The following is a 16199-nucleotide window of genomic DNA, read 5'->3' as shown; positions in this document are numbered from 1 at the left end:
CGGGCCACCGGCCTGCGGCGCACGACGACGGCCCGCCCCCTTCTGGGGGCGGGCCGTCGCGCTGTCACCTCACAGAGGGCGGCGCGCCGTATCGGGGACGCCCATCGCGTCGAACAGTGCGACGGCACGGGCCCTGCACTCCTCAGCGCGCGGCAGGTCTCCCAGGGCGTGCGCGGCCCGGGCGATGCCGGCCAAGGCCCGGGCCTCTTCCACCCGGTATTCGGCGGCCGTCGCCCGGCCGAGGGCTCTCTCGTAGAGCGTCAGGGCGCCCTCGTTCTCACCGCGCTCCAGCCGGGCGTCGCCGACCAGACGCTCGACGACCGTCTGTCGGGCGGGAGAGCTTCGGAGGCGCAGGAGCTCCAGGGCTTCCGCTTCGGAGCGGCGCGAGTCCTCCGGTCGGCCCAAGCGCTGGAGGACGTCGGCCATGAGAGCGAGCGTCAGCGCGAAGTGGTCACTGTGCTGTGACTCGTCGAAGAACGCCAGGGCCTGCTTGAGGTCGGCCTCGGCCTCCGTGTAGCGGCCCAGGTCCAGGTGTGCGGACGCCAAGTCGTTCAGTGCCGTGACCTCGTGGCCGAAGCTGCCGATTTCCCGGGCGAGCCGTACTCCCTGTTCCGCGGTGCCCACGGCCTCCTCGTGGCGCCCCATGCGCGAGTACGTGGTACTGAGCGAGCAGAGCACGTGGATCTCGCTCTGCACGCCGCCCGTCTCCCGGAACATCGCGACCGCCGGCTCTTGGTGGCGCAGCGCGGCCTCGAACTCTCCGAGGCAGCTGAGCAGAAGTCCGAGCGACTCCAGGGAGTAGGCCTCGCCCACCCGGTCGCCACGCGAACGGGCGGAGTCGAGGGCCTCTTCGGCGACAGTGAGCCCTTCCCGGAGCCTGCCGAGCTTCCACAGCGCGGTGACCTGGTTGGTGAGGCTCAGGCTCAGGGCGCGGGCGTCGCCCAGTTCCCGGGCGGCGGCGGCCGCGAGGCGGCCCACCCGCAGGTCCTGCTCGGTGTAGGTCCGCAGGTCCAGGAAGAAGGCGAGGTTGCGGCCCAGCCACACGGCGTGCCGCGTGCGGCCGTTTCCGCCGGCTACGGCCACGCTTGCGATCAGGGCCTCGATCTCCCGGTCGAACCAGGTGGTCGCGGCATCGGCGTCCGCCATCGGGGGCAGTCCGGCGCCGGAGACGGGCAGTCCGGTCTCGTACTGCTTGCGGCCGGGGAACAGCACCGCGCACGCGCGCTCCGTCGCCGCGTAGAAGTAGTCCAGCAGGCGTTCCACCGCCGATGTGTCGTCTTGCGCCGTCTCCGGGTTGCGCAGGCTCTGGGCGAAGCTGCGGACCAGGTCGTGGAAGGCGTAGTAGCCCAGCTCGTGCTGCTGGACCAGGTGCATGTCGAGGAGGTCCTCCAGGAGGTCCTCCGCGTCGCGGGTGTCCGTGCCGAGCAGGGCGGCGGCCGAGTGGACGTCGACCTCCGCGCCCGGGTGCAGGCTCAGCAGCCGGAACGCGCCGCGGTGGTCCTCGTCCATGGCCTGGTACGAGAGCCTCAGCGTCGCCGCGACGCTGCGTTCGCCGGAACTCAGCTCGTCCAGCAGTCGGGTCTCGTCGCCCAGCCGGTCCACCAGGTGCCGCACCGTCCAGCGGGACCGGTTGCGCAGTCGGGCCGTCGCGATGCGCAGGGCCAGCGGGAGGTGGCCGCACAGGGCGGCCAGCGCGCGGGCGGCGTCCGGTTCGCGGGAGGTGCGCTCGGCGCCCAGGGTCTCGGTGATCAGGGCCAGGCTGTCCGAGGGGGACATCACCCCGATGGAGATCCACTCGGCGCCGTCCAGCTCGACCAGCCTGGCCCGGCTGGTCACGAGGACCAGGCAGCCGGGGGAGGCGGGCAGCAGCGGGACGACCTGGGCCGCGTCGCAGGCGTTGTCGAAGAGGAGCAGCAGCCGGCGCCCGACGAGGGTGGCCCGCCACAGGGCGGCGCGGGCCGCGGCGTCCTCGGGGATCTGCTCGCCGGGCACGCCCAGGGTGCGCAGCAGACCGGCGATGACGGCCCCGGGGAGCAGCGGCCGCTCGCCCGGGGTGTAGCCGCGCAGGTCGACGTGGAGCTGCCCGTCGGGGTAGCGCTCGGCCAGCCGGTGGGCGACCCGGACGGCGAGGGAGGTCTTGCCGGTGCCGCCCATGCCGTCGACGGCGACGACCCGGGTGCCGCTCTCCCCGCCGTCGCCGGTGGCGGCCAGCAGCTCGGTGAGTTCCCGCTCGCGCCCGGTGAAGTCGGCCAGGTCGTACGGGAGGGTGCAGGGCGTGGCGCCGTCGCGGGCGCCGCCGCCCGCTTCGGCGGGGGTGGCCGTTCCCGGTGTGCCGGGGGCCGGGGGCGCGCCGGCGGGGGCCGGCTCGGCGGGCGCGGGCACGGCCGCGGGCGGCGGCTCGGGGGTCGCCAGTTCCGGGCTGTCGCGCAGGATCCCCTCGTAGAGCTTGCCGAGCCGCGGGCCGGGGTCGACGCCCAGTTCCTCGACGAGCAGCTCGCGGACCCGGCCGAACTCCTCCAGGGCCTCGGCCTGCCGTCCCGAGCGGTACAGGGCCAGCATCAGGTGGCCGCGCAGGGTCTCCCGCAGCGGATGGGCGGCGACGAGTTCGCGCAGGTCACCGATGAGTTCGGCGCTCTCGCCGCGCTCCAGGCGGAGCTGGAAGAGCTGCTCGGCGGCGGCCAGCCGGCGCTCCTCCAGGGCGGTGGAGGCGGATTCGACGACCGGGCCGCCGGAGCCGGACAGCACCGGCCCCCGCCACAGGGCCAGCGCGGCGCGCAGTTCGGCCTCGCCGTCCGCCGGGCGCCCGGCGGCCAGGGCCTCGCGGGCCCGCTGGGTGTGCAGGAGGAAGAGGGTGAGGTCGAGCTGCCCCTCCTCGACGACGGCCCGGTAGCCGGGTCCGTCGGTGGCGATCACGCCGGCTCCGCCGGGGATCCGCTGGCGGAGGTCGGCGACCGCCTTGCGGATCTGATGTGAGGCGGTTGCGGGCGGTTCGTCCTCCCACGCGGCCTCCACGAGCCGAGTGACGGGGACCACTCTTCCCGGTTCCAGAAGCAAAGTGACGAGCACCCGTTCCTGGATCGGACCGCCGAGCCTCAGCCGGTTCCCCCCGGACCAACCCTCCAGCGACCCAAGGACGTTGAACCTCACTCCGGCCTCGGTCTGCTCCGCCATGTCCCCCACCCTCATGCACCCCAAAACCCCAGGTAGAGGTCCCGTATGAGAAGAGGGTAGAGGCTTCCGGGATCGGGCGGTACTGCTCCGGGAGGTGATCGGGAACCCCGAAACGGAAGCTTCACGGGCCAGCAGGAGCGAGTACAGACGGAGCACCGATGAAGACTTCCAGCCACCTCGGCACCGCCCGGATCATCACCTCGCGCGAATTCGAGTACGAGAACACGCCGGACGGTTCCGGGACCGAGGTCGCGACCCCGGTGAGCCCGGCCGTGGGCGCCCCCTGCGTCACGCTGCACGTCGTACGGGTCGCCCCGGGCGCCGCGTGGAGCCCCGAGGACACCCTCGTCGAGGAGAACACCGCGGTGGTCTACGCGGGCTCCGGCCGGGTCCATGTCGGCTCCGAGAGCCGCGAGGCGCGCCGTGCCTCCGCCGCCTACGCGCCGACCGGCCGGGCGCTGACCCTGACCGCCGGCCCGGAGGGGCTGACCGCCTACGTGTGGCGCACCCCACTGGCCGAGGGCCGCACCCCGGGCACCGACCCGAAGGTCTTCTCGACGCTCTGGGACGACGAGACCCGGCTGCGGGGCTTCGCGGGCACCGGCCAGATCGACCCGGAGGCGGCACCGCGCGCCACCATGAACTTCGTCTTCTGGCCGGGCGCCGGCAGCGCCCAGCTCTGTCTGCACTGCGGGATCCAGCAGCCCGGCGAGACCTTCAACGTGCACCTCCACACCCACAGCGACGAGGCGTTCATCGCCTTCGAGGGCGTCGGACAGATGTACCTCGTCGACCGCTGGATCGACGTCGAGGCCGGAGACGTGCTCTTCGCCGCCCCGGGCGTGCTGCACGGCGCCCGCAACCCCCACACGGGTTCCGAGGCCCGCCGCTTCGTGACCTGCGGCGGCCCGACCCCCTTCGACCCTGCCCTCTACGACGCCGCCGGCGTCTCTTCCCAGGTGGTCTGACCCACATGTGCCGTATCTACGGATCCTTCAACGCGGCCACGAGCGACCAGGAGCTGCGCACCGTCGCCGCCCTGCTGCGCCACGGCGGCCCCGACGCCCAGACGTACGCCGGCGCCCCCGACTGGGCCCTCGGCAACAACCGGCTCTCGATCATGGACCCCGAGGGGGGCGAGCAGCCGTACCGGCTGGGCGCCGTCACGGTCGTCTTCAACGGCGAGCTGTACAACCACCGCGAGCTGGCCGCCCGTCTGGAGGCGCGCGGCCACCGCATCCCGGACCGCTGCGACGGCTCGGTGCTGCCCGCCCTGTACCTGGAGTACGGGGAGCGCTTCGCCGAGCAGCTCGACGGCATGTACTCCGTCGCGGTGATGGACCTGCGCGAGGAGCCCAAGCTCGTCGTCGCCACCGACGCCTCGGGCATGAAGCCGCTGTACTACGCCTGGGACGAGCGCGGCGGACAGTTCCGCTTCGCCTCGGAGATCCCGGCGCTGCTCGGCTTCGCCGACGTCACCGCGCAGGAGGACGAGTACGGCCTCGACGCCTACCTCGTCTCCAAGACCCCCTTCGGCGACCGGACGATGTTCCGCGGCATCCGGGTGCTGCCCCCGGCCGCCACCGCCGTGGTCGGCCGGCGCGGCGGACTGCGGATCACCACCCGCCCGCTGGGCCACACCGAGACCGTCGCGAACCCCTCCCGGGGCCTGAACCAGGCCGGCGAGGAGCTGCGCGAACTGCTGGCGACGGAGGTCTCGCGGCTGCTGATCGCCGACGCGCCGGTCGCCGCCATCACCTCCGGCGGCCTGGACTCCAGCCTGGTCACGGCGCTCGCGGCCCGCTCCGCGACCGACCTGCACACCTTCAACATCGCCTACACCGGCAACTGGCCCAGCGACGAACGGGCCTTCGCGGCCGAGGTCGCCGAGGCGGCCGGCACGGTCCACCACCAGGTCGAGGTGGACCCCGCCACCTTCCCCGACCTCCTCGCGGACGTCGTGTGGCACCTGGGCCAGCCCAACGCCGACCCGATCACCCTGTCGACGTTCTCCCTGTTCCGCGCCGTCCGCGACGCCGGCTTCAAGGTGGCGCTCACCGGCGACGCGGCCGACGAACTCTTCGGCGGCTACGCCCGCATGACGCAGGCCATGGCCGCCCCCGGCGGACTCGGTTGGGTCCAGGACTACCTCGATCACCTCTCCGCCGTCCCGCGCGCCCTGCGCGAGCGGCTCTACACGGACGACTACACGGCGGCCGTACGGGCCCACGGGCCGGCGCTGCCGGCCGGGCTCACCGAGACCCTGGAGAGCGGCGCGGGCACCCGGATGCGCCGGATCTGTGCCATCGAGCAGGAGTTCCGCCTGCCCTCCTACCACCTGCGCCGCGTCGACCACCTGTCGATGGCCAGCTCGGTCGAGGCCCGACTGCCGTTCTGCCAGCCGGAGGTGGTGCGCTTCGCCTCCACCCTCACCGACACCCAGAAGATCGACTCGACCGGAGTCAAGCGCGCCCTGTACGCCGCCGCCCGCGGACTGGTCCCGGACAGCGTCCTGAACCGCCCCAAGCAGCCCTTCACCCTGCCCATCACCGCCATGCTCCGCCCCGGGCAGGCCCTGTGGGACGTGGCCCGCGACGCCCTGTCCGAGTCCGCGCTGCGCGCCGACGGCCGGATCCGCCCCGAGGTCGTCACCGGCCTCTTCGAGGAGCAGGCGGGCCGTCCCTCCGACAGCGCCTCCCTCGCGCTGTGGGCGCTGATGTCCCACCAGCTGTGGCGCACCCAGTTCTTCGGTCCGGGCCTGCCCGGCTCGCCGCGCGAGCCCCGCGTGGCGACGTCCAGCCCGGGTGGGGCGCTGTGAGCGGCTACTTCGCCAACGCGCACGGCGCGCCCTGCCCGACCCTGGTCCTGGACGGCGGGGGACTTCCCGAGGACACCGACCGGCTGCTGGAGACCCTGACGGCGATCCGCGGCGACCTGAGCGCCGACGGCGTCGGGCACGTCCTGAAGAACGCGATCGTCCGGCCGTCCGCGCATCCCCTCTTCGACCTCGACTACCGCTTCGTGCAGTCACTCCCGCAGTCCACCTCCTCCTTCGACCTGCGCGGTTCCTGCGGCCACTCGATCCTGGCGGCCGTCGAGGCGGCGGCCCGGTCGGGAATGATCCCGCCGCTGGTCAGCGGGGCCCGGGTGCGGGTCAACGTCCTCAACAACGGCGACAACGTGGTGTGCGAGGTGGAGGAGGCCTCCGAGGGCGGCACCCGCTTCACCGCGCACTTCCTGTGCACGCCCACGAAGCCGTTCCACGAGCTGCTGATCACGGGCGACACCGTCACCGAGGTCTCCGTGGACCGCACGGTCATCCCCGTCTCGCTCGTCTCCATGGGCAATCCGTATGTCTTCGTGCCCGCCGGGCACCTGGGCGTCGCCACCCGGGAGGAGCTGTTCTCCGCCGGCGACCGGCTCTTCGAGCAGTTCGCCCGGATCCGCCTCGCGGTCTGCGAACAGCAGGGCTGGGACGCCTCCGGGGCCTTCCCGAAGATCGCCGCGGTGCTGTCGGAGCCCGGCGGCGCGCTGGCGGTCCGCGCCGTGTCGGTGCCGTCCTGGCACCCGACCCTCGCGCTGACCGGCGCGATCTGCCTGGGCACCGCCGTCGGCATCGAGGGGAGCGTCCCCTGGCAGCTGGCGCGGGACGGCGGCCACCGCGGCGGCCCGGTCCGGCTCGTCACTCCCGGGGGCGAACTCCAGGTCTCCGCCTCGTCGGTGGTGACCGACACCGGCCCGCGGCTCGCCTGGGTCTCCGTCGCCGGCAAGCAGGTCGACTACCAGGGGTGGGCGGGCCTGCCCGCCGATCACTTCAGCTATCCGTCCCCGTCCGCCGAGGAGCGCGCATGTCTGTCACTGTCAGTCTGAACACCGCAGGCGCGGACGTACGGTTGTCCCTCGCCGCCCTCGACCCCGAGGTCCGCGAGGCGCTGGAGCGGTGCGCGGTCGCCGCGGACCGTACGGGCGAACCCGACCGGGACGCCGTCGCCGTGCTCCGCGAGAGCCGGCTGCTGGGGCTCGCCGTACCGCGCGAGTTCGGCGGCGCGGGTGCCGGCCCGGTCGACCTGAACCGGTGCGTCGAGCAGGTGGCCGCCGTCAACGGCTCCGCCGCGATCATGCTCTTCCAGCACTTCGCGGTCAGCAGTCGCATCGTCGAGCAGGGCAGCCCGGCGCAGCACCGCGAGGTGCTGCCCAAGCTCGCCTCCGGAGAGTGGCTCGCCGCCTCCGCGTGGAGCGAGACGGGCGCCGGCGCCAACAAGAAGAACCTCGCCACGCGGGGCCGCCGGATCGCGGACACCGGCTGGCACCTGGAGGGCGCGAAGGCGTTCACCACCAGCGCCGGACTCGCCGACGTCTACCTGGTGCTCGCCCAGACCGGCGACGACGCCCCGGCCGACGGCGGGGACGGCGACACCGGCTACGGGGCCGCCGGCCAGACCTTCTTCCTGGTCCGCGGGGACAACCCGGGCCTGATCCCGGACACCTCGATGAGCCTGGCCGGCATGCGCGGCTCCGCGACCGGCTTCGTCGACCTGCGCGACTGCCGGCTCACCGACGAGGACCGGCTCGGCGCCGAGGGAGTGGCGGCCTCCGTCATCGCCCGGGTCCGCGAGAGCGGCGCGACGCTCGGCGCGGTCGCCGTCGGACTGGCCCAGGCGGCCCTGGACGCGGCCCACGAGCACGCCCGCAAGCGCGGCCTGCTCGGCCACCAGGCGCTGCGCTACCGCCTCGTCGACCTCACCACCCGCGTCGAGGCCGCCCGCGCCGTCGTCGAGCGGGCCGGGCGCCGGGACGCCGCCGACCCCGGCATGGCCACGCTGCACTCGAAGCTGTTCGCCTCCGCCGCCGCCGACCGGGTCGTCTCCGAGGTGGAGCAGATCCTCAGCTCGGCCGGCTACGTGGACGGCCACCCGATCAACCGGTACGGCCGTGACGCCCGTGCCGTCGCCCTCATGGGCCCGACCAACGACCTCTGCAGGGAACTGGTGAGCATCTCGTGGAACCGCTGAACCCCGGCCCGCTGAACCCCGAACCGCTGAACCCCGGCCCGCTGAACCCCGAACCGACGGGCTCCGAAGCCCCGAACCCCGCCGGTCGCCTCGACGGCCGCACCGCCACCGCCGACCTCGTTGTCGAAGGCGGGCGCCTGGTCACCCCCGACGGGGTCCGGGACGGCTCCGTCGTCATCCGCAACGGCCACATCGACGCCGTCCTCGGCCCGGACGAGGAGCTGCCCGAGGGCCCCCGCGTCGACGCCCGCGGACGCTACGTCCTGCCCGGGCTCATCGACAGCCACGTCCACTTCCGCACCCCGGGCCTGGAGTACAAGGAGGACTGGGAGCACGCGGGCCGGGCGGCCATCCTGGGCGGCGTCACCACCGTCGTCGACATGCCCAACACCCGCCCGCCGTCCCTGAACGAGGCGGACCTGCACGCCAAGGCCGCGCTCATCGAAGGCCGTTCGTGGGTGGACTACCGCTTCCACATCGGCGCCGACCCCGAGCACCCGGAGGTCCTGGCCACCCTCGACCCCGAAGTGGCCACCTCCGCGAAGGTGTTCATGGCCGGACACCACACCGCCCCGGTGGTCTTCCGCGACTGGCGGGCCCTGGAAGCGGCCTTCGAGGCCGCCGCGCGGGGCAACGTACAGCTCGTGCTGCACGCCGAGGACCAGCACATCTTCGACCTCCTCGACACCTGGCGCGGAGACCCGGACTCCTACGACGAGTACGAGCCGCACCGCCCGCGCTCGGGCGCCATCGTGGCCTGCGCCAAGGTGATCCAGCTGGTCCGTACGTACGGCACCCGCGCCCACGTCCTGCACGCATCCACGGCGGAGGAGGCGGACATGCTCGTCGCCGCCGCCCAGGAGGGGCTGCCGCTGACCTTCGAGGTCACCGGCCACCACCTGTCCTTCACCGACGCCGACACCTGCCGACGCGGCCCGCGCACCCGCCTCTCGCCCGCCATCCGCGGCCTGAGCGATCAGGACCGGCTGTGGCACGCGGCGCTGGCCGGCGAGGCGGCGAGCCTCGGCAGCGACCACGCGCCGCACACCATCGAGGAGAAGAACAAGGTCCCCGCCGACGCGCCGCCCGGCCTGCCCGGGGTGCAGGAGCTGGCCATCGCCTCCTGGACCGGGATGATGACCCGACGCGTCGCCCCTGACGAGGCGGCCACGCACCTGGCCCGCCTGATGGGATCCGGGCCCGCCGACCTGTTCCGGCTGCCCGGCAAGGGCCGGCTCGTGCCGGGCGCCGACGCCGACCTCGCGCTCCTCGACCCGACCGAGCGCTGGCAGCCGACCCGGGAGGACATCCAGGCCAAGTGCGGCTGGTCCGCGTACGAGGGCTGGCTGTTCCGGGGCCGCTTCACCACCGTGATCAAGGGCGGCGAGCAGGTCTGGGACCTCCGCTCGGGCTTCGCCGGCGCCCCGGCGGGCCGCTGGCTCGCGCCCTCCCCGGCGGTGCTGCCGGCCGCCGTACCGGCCGCGGAACGGGCGGCGTCCCCGGCCGTTTCCCCGGCGGCGTCCCCGGCCGTTTCCCCGGCCGCCCCGCAGGACGGGGAGGCGGCCCGATGAGCGCCGCCGTCCTGTCCCGGGCCGATGTCAGCGCGGAGGAGTTCCGCGCGGCGATGGCCGCCCTCGCCGCCCCCGTCACCGTCGTGACCTGCTACGACGAGTACGGGACCGCGCGCGGACTCACCGCGAGCGCCGTCTCCTCGCTCTCCCTGGACCCCCCGCTGTTCCTGGTCTGCCTGGACAAGGGGTCCTCCAGCCACGAAGCGCTCTCCGGCGCCGACGAGTTCTGCGTGAACCTGCTGGGTCCCGGAGACGAGGCCCTCGCCCTGAAGTTCGCGGGCCGACCCGACCGCCGCTTCGAGGGGGTCGCCCTGGCCCCCGCCTCGGGCCGGGTCCCGGCCCTGGCCGCCGCCGCGCTGCGGCTGGTCTGCGAGAACGACCGGACCCTGGACGCGGGCGACCACACCATCCTGATCGGCCGCGTCACCGCCGTCGAGGGCGAGGGCCTCGGCCTCACCCCGGCCGGGGGACTCGTCTGGCACCAGCGCGGCTTCGCCCACGCCCGCCCGGTGCCCCGCCCGGGGGACTGAGCGGTGCGGGGCACCGCCGCCGAACCGGCGGCGCGCCCGGCGGGGCTGTTCCACCGCGCCGAACTGCTGGCGCAGGCCGTGGAGGAACACACCCGACCCGTGTGCCGCCGGTACGGGCTCAGCCGTACGGGGCTGCGCGTGCTGAGCGAACTCCGCCATGCGCAGGCCCCGTACACGCTGGCCCCCGGCGCGCTCTCCCGCACCCTGGGCATCACCTCGGGCGCGCTGACCGGCTGCCTGGACCGGCTGGAGGAGGCGCGGCTCGTCACCCGCCTCCCGGTCCCCGGCGATCGGCGCCGCCTCGGCATCCGCCTCACCCCCGAGGGCGTGCGCACCGCCGGCCTGGCCCTGGCCGACCTGGACCGGATCCAGCGGGAGGCGCTCACGCTGTCCGCACCGGACACGGCCCTGCTCACCGCCCTGTTGGACTCGCTGACGGCCGCGCTGCCCGGCACGCGGGGGCTCGGCGCCCCACCGGCTTGACGCGGTTTTCGGGGTCTGCCTATAAACCACCATGTACGACGGTGACGCACCCAAGACCGCCGATTCCCCCGATACCCTCGCCCCTCCTCCGTCCTTTCGCCTGCCCGCTCCGCCCTCTCCGCCGACGTCTTCCGTTCCCCCGCTCACGAAGATCCGCGGGTTCCGTTTCTTCCTGCTGTCCCGGGTGACGTCCGCACTGGGCTCCGCCGTCACCTCGGTGGTCCTGCCGGTCCTCGTCTACCAACAGACGCGTTCGCCGCTGCTGGTCTCCCTCGTCGCCGCCGCCGGAACCCTCCCGTACCTGCTCTTCGGCCTCGTGGCCGGCGCGGTCGCCGACCGGGTCGACCGCAGGCGGCTCATGGTGACCGCCGACGGCCTCAACGCCCTCTGCCTGGCGACGGTTCCGCTCGCCGCCGTGCTCGGCGTGCTGACCGTCGGGCAGGTGATCGCCGTCGCGCTGCTGTCGTCGAGCCTGTGCCTCTTCTTCGACGCCGGGGTCTACGGCCTGGTCCCCGAGGTGGTGGGCAAGGAGAACATCGCCCGCGCCAACGGCCTGTTGTACGGGGCGGAGTCGACGGTCCGGATCGCCGGGACCTCCCTCGCCGGAGCGCTGCTGGTGCTCCTGCGGCCCAGCGACGCCCTCGTGGTCGACGTGGTCTCCTTCGCCGCCTCCGGCCTGCTGGTGCGGGCGATCGGCCGCCGGCCCCGGGGCGCCGCCGACCCGGCGCCCGAAGTCCCGCCCGAAGTCCCGCCCGAAGTCCCTTTCCAGGAACCCGGGTTCGTGAAGTCCGTCGGCGAGGGGCTCCGCTTCCTGTGGGGGCATCCGGTGCTGCGCGTCCTGACGGTCGTCGGGACCCTGCAGTCCTTCGCCGGGGGCGCGGTCGTCGGCCAGCTCGTCGTCCACGCCGACCGGGTGCTGGGCATCCACGGCACGGACCCGCGGATCGGCTTCCTCTACACCGCCTGGAGCGCCGGCGGGATCGGCGGTGCGCTGCTCCTGCCCCTGCTGCGGCGGCGGCTCGATCCGCTCCGGATCCTGCTCGTCGCGCTCCCTGCCGGGGCCGCGCTCGGGGTGGTGGTGGTGTTCTCCGCCGACTGGCGGCTCTCCGTCGTCGCGCTGACCCTGTGGGGGTCGGCGTACCTGGTGGTGCTGGTCAACACCATGACGTACGCGCAGGAGGTCACGCCCCCGCGCCTCCAGGGCCGGGTCAACACCACGCGCCGGATGCTCTCCTCGGGCCTGGGCGTTCCGCTGGGCGCGCTGGTCGCCGGCGCCCTGACGGCGCGCTTCGGCATCCACACCGGCATGTCCGCCGCGGTCGTCTCCGTCACCGCGGCGGCGCTGCTCGCCCTGCGGTCGCAGGGCGAGCGGGTACGGGCTTAGCGTGGTGAGGGGGGCCGCTGCGTGTGGCAGGAGGCCGGGCATGAGGACACGGTGGTGCAACGTGACGGTCGCGGCGGCGGCGATCGGCCTGGTGGTGGTCCCCTTGAGCGCCGGCGCGGGATACGCCCGCACCGGGGAGCCGACGACGGCGGTGGCGCCCGCGGCGCCCGCGGCCGATCAGTTCCCGCAGCTCACGCCCGCGGTGAAGGCGCGGCTCGACGCGGCCGTCCGGAAGGTGATGCAGCAGGCGAAGGTGCCCGGGGTGATGGTCTCCCTCTCGGCCCCCGGCAAGGGCGAGTACGTGAAGGCCTTCGGGGTCGCCGACACGGCGACGAAGCGGCCCATGGCCACCGACCTCTACATGCGGATCGGCAGCGAGACGAAGACCTTCACGGTGACGGCCCTGCTCCAGCTGGTCGACGAGGGCAAGGCGGCCCTGGACGACCCGATAGGGAAGTACGTGTCCGGAGTGCCCAACGGCCAGAAGATCAGCCTGCGCGAACTGGCCGGGATGCGCAGCGGCCTGTTCAACTACTCCGCCGACGAGGCCTTCTTCAAGGCCCTGACCGGCGACCCCCACCGCCAGTTCACCCCGCGTGAGCTGCTCGCGTACTCCTTCGGGCACCCGGTGAACTTCGCCCCGGGCGCGAAGTTCGAGTACTGCAACACCAACCTGATCCTGCTGGGGCTGGTGGTGGAGAAGCAGAGCGGGCAGCCGCTCGCCTCGTACATCAACGAGAAGGTCTCCAAGCCGGCCGGCCTCAAGCACACGCTGTTCCCGATCGCGGCGGAGTTCCCCGGGCCGCACGCGCACGGCTACACGAACCAGACGGCCTCCGGGAAGATCGAGGACGCCACCGACTGGAACCCCTCCTGGGGCTGGGCGGCCGGATCGATGATCTCCGACCTCCCCGACCTGCGCAGTTGGGCGAAGACCCTGGCCACCGGCACCCTGCTGACGCCCGCGACCCAGGCGCAGCGGCTGAAGGTCAGCCCCGCCGGGCCCCTCCCGGACACCGGCTACGGCCTGGGCATCTTCAACGTGGACGGCTGGATCGGTCACAACGGCTCGCTGCCCGGCTACCAGTCCCTGACCATCTACCTGCCGCAGTCGCGGGCCACGCTGGTCGTGATGCTCAACACCGACGTCACCTCCGGCGGCTCCGCACCCAGCACGCTGTTCGGCGAGGCGATCACGCGGATCGTCACCCCGGACCACGTCTTCACGCTGCCGGCCGAATCCGCTCCCCACTGACGTCCCCCGTCCGCCGGCGCCTCCCCCCGCTCGCGCACAATGAGCCCGGGCGTGCGAGCGGATCAAGGAGACGGACATGGACGACGACCGACAGCGGACGGCGGACGGGACCACGTGGGACGGCGGCGTGGTCCTGCGCGTCGCGGCGGAGGCGGACCTCGACGTGGCGGCGGAGCTGTTCCGCGGCTACCTCGACTTCTACGAGGTGACGGTCGCCGACCCGGACGGCCCCCGCGCCTTCCTGGCCGAGCGCGTCGCGAAGGACGAGTCGCTGGTGCTGCTCGCCGAGGTGCCGGGCCTCGGCACGGTGGGCTTCGCGCAGGTCTACCGGCTGTTCTCCTCCCTCACCCTGAGCACGGCGTGGCTCCTGAACGACCTGTACGTGGACCCGCGCGGCCGCCGCACCGGCGCCGGCCGCGCCCTGCTGCGCGAGGTCCTGCGCCGGGCCCGCGAGGCCGGGGTGGCCGGCGTGCAGCTGGAGACCGCGTACGACAACGACGTCGCGCAGGCGCTGTACGAGGCCGAGGGCTTCGAACGCGAGGAGTTCCACGTCTACTTCCACGGCCTGGAGGGCTGAGGGCCCGCCGATTTCCTCCCGCGGGTGTGAAACATTCCCCCACCCCCGCCGCGTCTATGGGGTGAGTCGGACGCGAGGGGGGACGGGGCATGCGGCAAGCAGGCAGGGAGGGGTTCCGCGAGTTCGCGGAAGGCCGGGCGGGGAGTCTTTACCGTTCGGCCTGTCTGCTGGCGAGTGGGGACACCCATCTCGCCGAGGACCTGGTGCAGGAGACCCTGGGCCGGATGTACCTGATCTGGGGCAGGACCTCTCGCATCGACAATCCGGCGGCGTACGCGCAGACGGTGCTGGTGCGGGAGTTCCTCAAGCACAAGCGCCGCCGCTCGGCCGGGGAACGGCCCTTCGCCGTCCCCGCGGAGCCGGGCGGGGCGGTGCCGGCGTTCCCGGTCGCGGGGGCCGATCCGGTCCTGCGGTTGACCCTGTTGGAGGCGCTCGGCCACCTGGCTCCCAAGGACCGGGCGGTGCTCGTGCTGCGGTACTGGGAGGACCGCAGCGTCGAGGAGACCGCCGAGGCGATGAACGTCAGCTCGGCCGCCGTGCGGACGCGCAGTTCCCGGGCGCTCGCCCGGCTCCGTGCGGAACTGGGCGGCAGTCTCAGTGTGTTCGTGGCCACCTGAGCCCGCCGGGCACACCGTGCCGCTGTCGTACCCCCGTTCCCGTCACGTTCGTCGCCGGGCCACGCACCGGCGCATTACCCACCACCCCATCGGAAGGTGATTCGGCATGCCCTTTGAAGACGAGCTCGGTGAAGCCCTGCGGCGGACGGGAGACGAATTCGTTCCCGGCCGCCCGGACCTGGTGGCCTCCGGCGAACGGCGCGGGCGCCGGCTGGTGGCCCGCCGTCGGGCGGCCGTCGTCGGCGGCTCGGCCCTGGCCCTGGCCGTCGTCGGCTCCGTCGGTGCCTACGGTGGCGGCCTGTTCGGCGCCGCGGGCACCGGGGGCGACGGCATGGCGAACGTCGCCGCCGCCCCCGTACCCACCACCCAGACGGCGGCCGCCTCCACTCCGACCTCCGCGCAGCCCGCCGGCGGTGTGAGCGCCGCCCGACTGATCGAGATCTACCGCCAGTTGTTGTCGGGCGGCCGGGTGAGCGACACCACGGCCCGCGGGACGGGCGGCGCCGACGAATCGTCGAACGCGATGGTGGCCGGCGTGTACGACGACGGGAAGGGCCGGGCGGCGATCTCCGTCGGTCTCGCCCGCACCGACCCGCGCGGTCAGGCGGCGAAGGACATGCTCGCGTGCCCGGACAAGGAACTCGTCCCCTATGACTCCTGCACCGTCGAGACGCTGCCGGACGGGGGGAAGCTGAACCTCTTCCAGGGCTACGAGTACCCGGACAAGCGCGAGCCCACCAAGCTCTGGCGGGCCGTCCTGGTCACCCGGGAGGGCTACCAGGTCGACGTGTCGGAGTGGAACGCCCCTGCCGAGAAGGGCGAGCCCGTCAGCCGGCCCGCCCCGCCCCTGAACAAGGCCGAGCTGAAGGCCTTCACCACCTCGGCCCTGTGGCGCCAGGTCCTGAGCCGGCTGCCCGCGCCCCAGCAGGCACCGCAGGGGGCGGAAAGCGCCGCGGACACGGGCGCGGGCACGGCGGCGAGCCCCCGCGCCTCCACGGGAACGAACACGGGCGGAAACACGGGCACCACCACCGGCACCCCCGCCGGAACGGGCACGGGCAAGGGCACGGCCGGCGCCGGCGCCGACGACCCGCAGGCTCCCGCCGGGACGGGCCAGACTCCGGACCAGGGCGACCCGAACCAGGGCGACCCGGGCCGGGGCGGCACGGTCGCGGTGCTGGAGTCCCTGGTGCCGAAGTCCGGGATCACGGTCCTGCGCCGAGCAGGGCAGCCCGGCTACGGCTCCCTCGTGCTCGACGACGGCAAGGGCGCCTCGCTGGTCCAGGTCAATGTCCAGGAGGGGATGGGCGAGCTGCTCAAGGACCGCATGGAGGGCCCGGGCGCCGTCGTCCTGCCCGACGGCACCCGAGTGCTGGCGGAGCAGAAGTCGGGCGAGAAGGGCGGTTCGGGCGTGGTGTGGTGGAGCGTCGACACGCTGCGTCCCGACGGGCGGCGGGTGGTCGTCTCGGCCTTCAACACCGGCGACCAGTCGAAGGCGGCGACCCGGGCCCGGCCGATCCTGACGATGGAGCAGATCAGGGCGATCGCCCTCGACCCCAAGTGGTTCGGCTGACCGCGCGCGGGGCCCTGCCCGGCCTC

13 protein-coding genes are annotated in these 16199 nt (G+C 73.8%); 12 read left to right on the top strand and 1 reads right to left on the bottom strand.

Features of this window, described 5'->3' with window-relative positions:
- Nucleotides 1–69 precede the first annotated feature (69 nt).
- A complete protein-coding gene (locus ACIOD1_RS26400; protein WP_365615404.1) occupies nucleotides 70–3171 on the bottom strand; it encodes a BTAD domain-containing putative transcriptional regulator in 3102 nt (1033 codons plus the stop codon).
- Nucleotides 3172–3329: 158 nt separating this feature from the next.
- On the opposite strand from ACIOD1_RS26400, the gene ACIOD1_RS26395 reads away from it, so the two are divergent.
- From ACIOD1_RS26395 to ACIOD1_RS26340, 12 genes are all read left to right on the top strand, one after another.
- Complete coding sequence (locus ACIOD1_RS26395) at nucleotides 3330–4139, top strand: cupin domain-containing protein (protein WP_401904995.1); 810 nt, start codon at nucleotides 3330–3332, stop codon at nucleotides 4137–4139.
- A 5-nt stretch (nucleotides 4140–4144) separates the two neighbouring features.
- A complete protein-coding gene (gene asnB / locus ACIOD1_RS26390; protein ID WP_365615399.1) occupies nucleotides 4145–5989 on the top strand; it encodes an asparagine synthase (glutamine-hydrolyzing) in 1845 nt (614 codons plus the stop codon).
- A complete protein-coding gene (locus tag ACIOD1_RS26385; protein WP_365615396.1) occupies nucleotides 5986–7041 on the top strand; it encodes a PrpF domain-containing protein in 1056 nt (351 codons plus the stop codon). Before asnB ends, ACIOD1_RS26385 begins: the two co-directional genes overlap by 4 nt.
- The gene (locus ACIOD1_RS26380) at nucleotides 7020–8183 is read left to right on the top strand and encodes an acyl-CoA dehydrogenase family protein (RefSeq protein WP_401904992.1); all 1164 of its coding nucleotides are present in this window, start codon (nucleotides 7020–7022) and stop codon (nucleotides 8181–8183) included. The genes ACIOD1_RS26385 and ACIOD1_RS26380 overlap by 22 nt, the downstream gene beginning before the upstream one ends.
- The gene (locus ACIOD1_RS26375; protein WP_401904990.1) at nucleotides 8171–9754 is read left to right on the top strand and encodes a dihydroorotase family protein; all 1584 of its coding nucleotides are present in this window, start codon (nucleotides 8171–8173) and stop codon (nucleotides 9752–9754) included. The genes ACIOD1_RS26380 and ACIOD1_RS26375 overlap by 13 nt, the downstream gene beginning before the upstream one ends.
- Complete coding sequence (locus ACIOD1_RS26370) at nucleotides 9751–10284, top strand: flavin reductase family protein (RefSeq protein WP_365615390.1); 534 nt, start codon at nucleotides 9751–9753, stop codon at nucleotides 10282–10284. The genes ACIOD1_RS26375 and ACIOD1_RS26370 overlap by 4 nt, the downstream gene beginning before the upstream one ends.
- A 3-nt stretch (nucleotides 10285–10287) precedes the next feature.
- Nucleotides 10288–10767: a MarR family winged helix-turn-helix transcriptional regulator gene (locus tag ACIOD1_RS26365; RefSeq protein ID WP_401904986.1), complete on the top strand. Its 480-nt coding sequence runs from the start codon at nucleotides 10288–10290 to the stop codon at nucleotides 10765–10767.
- Nucleotides 10768–10867: 100 nt separating this feature from the next.
- Nucleotides 10868–12151: an MFS transporter gene (locus ACIOD1_RS26360; protein WP_401905088.1), complete on the top strand. Its 1284-nt coding sequence runs from the start codon at nucleotides 10868–10870 to the stop codon at nucleotides 12149–12151.
- 40 nt (nucleotides 12152–12191) lie between these two features.
- On the top strand, nucleotides 12192–13406 hold the full coding sequence (locus ACIOD1_RS26355; RefSeq protein ID WP_401904983.1) for a serine hydrolase domain-containing protein: 1215 nt from the start codon (nucleotides 12192–12194) through the stop codon (nucleotides 13404–13406).
- Nucleotides 13407–13482: 76 nt separating this feature from the next.
- Nucleotides 13483–13983, top strand: a complete 501-nt coding sequence (locus ACIOD1_RS26350; protein WP_365615378.1) for a GNAT family N-acetyltransferase — start codon at nucleotides 13483–13485, stop codon at nucleotides 13981–13983.
- 89 nt (nucleotides 13984–14072) lie between these two features.
- Nucleotides 14073–14600, top strand: coding sequence for a SigE family RNA polymerase sigma factor (locus ACIOD1_RS26345; RefSeq protein WP_365615375.1), 528 nt, complete (start codon nucleotides 14073–14075; stop codon nucleotides 14598–14600).
- A 106-nt stretch (nucleotides 14601–14706) separates the two neighbouring features.
- Entirely contained in the window at nucleotides 14707–16173 is a 1467-nt protein-coding gene (locus ACIOD1_RS26340) for a hypothetical protein (protein ID WP_401904980.1), read from the top strand.
- The last annotated feature ends 26 nt before the right edge of the window (nucleotides 16174–16199 follow it).

The organism is Streptomyces sp. NPDC088097 (genome assembly GCF_044741845.1).
Taxonomy (GTDB): Bacteria; Actinomycetota; Actinomycetes; order Streptomycetales; family Streptomycetaceae; genus Streptomyces.
This window is presented reverse-complemented; position numbering and strand designations above follow the sequence as displayed.

Bases quoted from the DNA above. Each gene is read 5' to 3' on its own strand.
- ACIOD1_RS26400 (WP_365615404.1), bottom strand. From the start codon at position 3,171: ATGGCGGAGCAGACCGAGGCCGGAGTGAGGTTCAACGTCCTTGGGTCG.
- ACIOD1_RS26395 (WP_401904995.1), top strand. From the start codon at position 3,330: ATGAAGACTTCCAGCCACCTCGGCACCGCCCGGATCATCACCTCGCGC.
- asnB (WP_365615399.1), top strand. From the start codon at position 4,145: ATGTGCCGTATCTACGGATCCTTCAACGCGGCCACGAGCGACCAGGAG.
- ACIOD1_RS26380 (WP_401904992.1), top strand. From the start codon at position 7,020: ATGTCTGTCACTGTCAGTCTGAACACCGCAGGCGCGGACGTACGGTTG.
- ACIOD1_RS26370 (WP_365615390.1), top strand. From the start codon at position 9,751: ATGAGCGCCGCCGTCCTGTCCCGGGCCGATGTCAGCGCGGAGGAGTTC.
- ACIOD1_RS26355 (WP_401904983.1), top strand. From the start codon at position 12,192: ATGAGGACACGGTGGTGCAACGTGACGGTCGCGGCGGCGGCGATCGGC.
- ACIOD1_RS26350 (WP_365615378.1), top strand. From the start codon at position 13,483: ATGGACGACGACCGACAGCGGACGGCGGACGGGACCACGTGGGACGGC.
- ACIOD1_RS26345 (WP_365615375.1), top strand. From the start codon at position 14,073: ATGCGGCAAGCAGGCAGGGAGGGGTTCCGCGAGTTCGCGGAAGGCCGG.
- ACIOD1_RS26340 (WP_401904980.1), top strand. From the start codon at position 14,707: ATGCCCTTTGAAGACGAGCTCGGTGAAGCCCTGCGGCGGACGGGAGAC.